Below are 2832 nucleotides of genomic sequence, written 5' to 3'. Positions count from 1 at the left end.
CCTAAAATTTGTTCTGGTGACCAGTCCAAGCCAATCAAGTAATCAATATAAGCGAAGGCAAATGCTGTCATGGGTGATGAAGGACGGTACCGTCTTTGACTTGCAAATTTCGCTGCCTGTTGAGCTCTATATCCACGTTGCCCAGTATTTCTTTTTAATTCACGGTAGATGGTTGATCGTGAACGCCCTAACTCCCGAGCAAGGCTAGCGATTGAACTTTTACTTTTCAAAGTAGCATAAATTTCGTATCTTTCATCTTGAGAAAGTTGGGTGTATTTCTTCATTGTGTGCTTTCCAATTGCGAGTTGAAAAAGTCCAATGATTCTACGAATACACCTAACTTTTTCAACTAACTACAAATGTGTCGCACTTGAGATTTGAATCTGCGTATATCAAAAAAGAAATTTATCTTATTTATGAGGAGGAAAGCTTGGACAGAATCTCTAATTTGAACGGAGTCTTAAACTAAATGCCAAACCTGTCAGTAATAACGCTGTGATAAACACAGTTAATCCTATCCAGCCATAATTTTCCCATACCAATCCGCTTGAGCTCCCCAACACGCTTGAACCCAGGTAATAGCAAAATAAATACAGCGACGAACCGACTGCCCGATACTGTAACGACTGGATCGACACCCAGCTACTGGCAGTCGAATGGGCAGCGAAGAAAGAAAAAGTAAAAATCAGCAATCCGATAAAAACAACAACCAACTGATTAATCAGCATCAGCGCCAAGCCCACAAGCATCATCAGGATCATGGCTGCCAATATTCTGAATTTGCCATAATGCCATCCCCAGTGTGCTGCTCGAGGGGAGCTATAAATACCAGCCAAATAAGTAATCGAAATCACGCCAATCCAGACATGAGATAATTCAAATGGCGCTTGGATCAAGCGATAACTCAGATAATTAAATACCGAGACAAAGCAGCCCATCAAGATAAAACCTTGCAGGAATAAAACCCGAAGTTTTGGATCAGCGAGATTCTGCCTAAATGAGTTTTTAAAACGATTCAGCTTGATTGGATAGGCTTTAAAATGTTGCGAAGCGGGTAATAGGTAATAAAATAAGCCTGCAATACAGAGATTTAAAATACCAATCATCAAAGTAGCAGATTGCCAAGAGATAAAATCGACTAACACCCCAGCAATTAAACGTCCGCCCATACCGCCAATCGCTGTGCCAGAAATATACAAACCCATAGCAAAACCGATATCTTTTTCTGCAATTTCTTCCCCGATATAAGTCATCGCGACTGCAGCGACACCACTGACTGTCAATCCAATCATTATTCGTGTAGTCAGAAACACGGACCAGATCGGCAATATTGCACTTAATAGTAATAATACTGAGACTAAAAATAGAGACCAGACCATAATCGGCTTACGACCAAATCGGTCCGAGATCAGCCCAGTAAAAATAAGACCAACTGCCAAGGCAATGGTAGAAAAAGATAAAGGGAAACTGCTTTGAGTCGGGCTGACCTGGAAATAATCAGCCAGAATCGGCATCATGGGCTGTACGCAATACAGTGATGAAAAAATGGCAAAGCCAGCAAGAAATAAGGAAAAGAGCACTGCTTTAAAAGCAGAAGAGCCATATTCAATATGGCTTGAAGATGAATTTGAGGACATATCCGCTCCATAGACCGGTTCAGTATACGCCTCTCAATATTATTTTTATGTGATGTTTCGGTCGAAATGGCATGTAAATAACAGTGATTTGACTAAAACCCGCGCATAAAAAAACACCCCCTTCATTTGAAGGGGGTGTTTCGAATAATGAGCTGGCGATGACTTACTCTCACATGGGTAATCCCACACTACCATCAGCGCTAAGAGGTTTCACTTCTGAGTTCGGGAAGGGATCAGGTGGTTCACTCTTGCTATGGTCGCCAGCACAACTGTTTATGGACTTGTTCGGGTCTTATTTAACTGCTTTGCAGTATGTGCCGTACTTCGTACCAAATAGAATACATTAACAGGTATATCTGAGTTGAATATTGTCTTACTAACGAGATACTGAATCAAGTCGTTTTGCTGAATATCGAATCAATTGATGCTTTATACAACAACTGTTTGGGTGTTGTATAGTCAAGCCTCACGAGCAATTAGTATTGGTCAGCTTCATGCATCACTGCACTTCCACATCCAACCTATCAACGTCGTAGTCTTCAACGGCTCTTTAGAGGACATAAAGTCCTAGGGAAATCTTATCTTGAGGTAGGCTTCCCGCTTAGATGCTTTCAGCGGTTATCCCTTCCGAACATAGCTACCCGGCGATGCCACTGGCGTGACAACCGGTACACCAGAGGTTCGTCCACTCTGGTCCTCTCGTACTAGGAGCAGATCCTCTCAAATTTCCAACGCCCACGGTAGATAGGGACCGAACTGTCTCACGACGTTCTAAACCCAGCTCGCGTACCTCTTTAAATGGCGAACAGCCATACCCTTGGGACCTGCTTCAGCCCCAGGATGAGATGAGCCGACATCGAGGTGCCAAACACCGCCGTCGATATGAACTCTTGGGCGGTATCAGCCTGTTATCCCCAGAGTACCTTTTATCCGTTGAGCGATGGCCCTTCCATACAGAACCACCGGATCACTAAGACCTACTTTCGTACCTGCTCGACTTGTGGGTCTCGCAGTTAAGCGCGCTTTTGCCTTTATACTCTACGCGTGATTTCCGACCACGCTGAGCGCACCTTCGTACTCCTCCGTTACTCTTTAGGAGGAGACCGCCCCAGTCAAACTACCCACCAGACATGGTCCTCGTCCCGGATAACGGGACAGAGTTAGAACCTCAATATTACCAGGGTGGTATTTCAAG

At 43.9% G+C, this 2832-nt stretch carries 2 protein-coding genes and 2 rRNA genes; all 4 read right to left on the bottom strand.

All coding sequences use genetic code 11. The features are described 5' to 3' along the window. The coding region (locus ACNPNW_RS05290; RefSeq protein WP_448766646.1) for a helix-turn-helix domain-containing protein at positions 1-284 on the bottom strand (284 nt) is incomplete at its 3' end. A gap of 159 nt (positions 285-443) precedes the next feature. Next, a complete protein-coding gene (locus ACNPNW_RS05285; protein WP_448766645.1) occupies positions 444-1637 on the bottom strand; it encodes an MFS transporter in 1194 nt (397 codons plus the stop codon). Positions 1638-1787: 150 nt separating this feature from the next. Beyond that, positions 1788-1902: ribosomal RNA gene (gene rrf, locus ACNPNW_RS05280) — 5S ribosomal RNA — on the bottom strand. Positions 1903-2092: 190 nt separating this feature from the next. Next, a 23S ribosomal RNA gene (locus tag ACNPNW_RS05275) occupies positions 2093-2832 on the bottom strand; the annotation flags it as partial.

This window comes from Acinetobacter endophylla, assembly GCF_053543775.1.
Note: the sequence above shows the minus strand (reverse complement) of the source record. Positions and strands in the feature narration are given on the sequence as shown.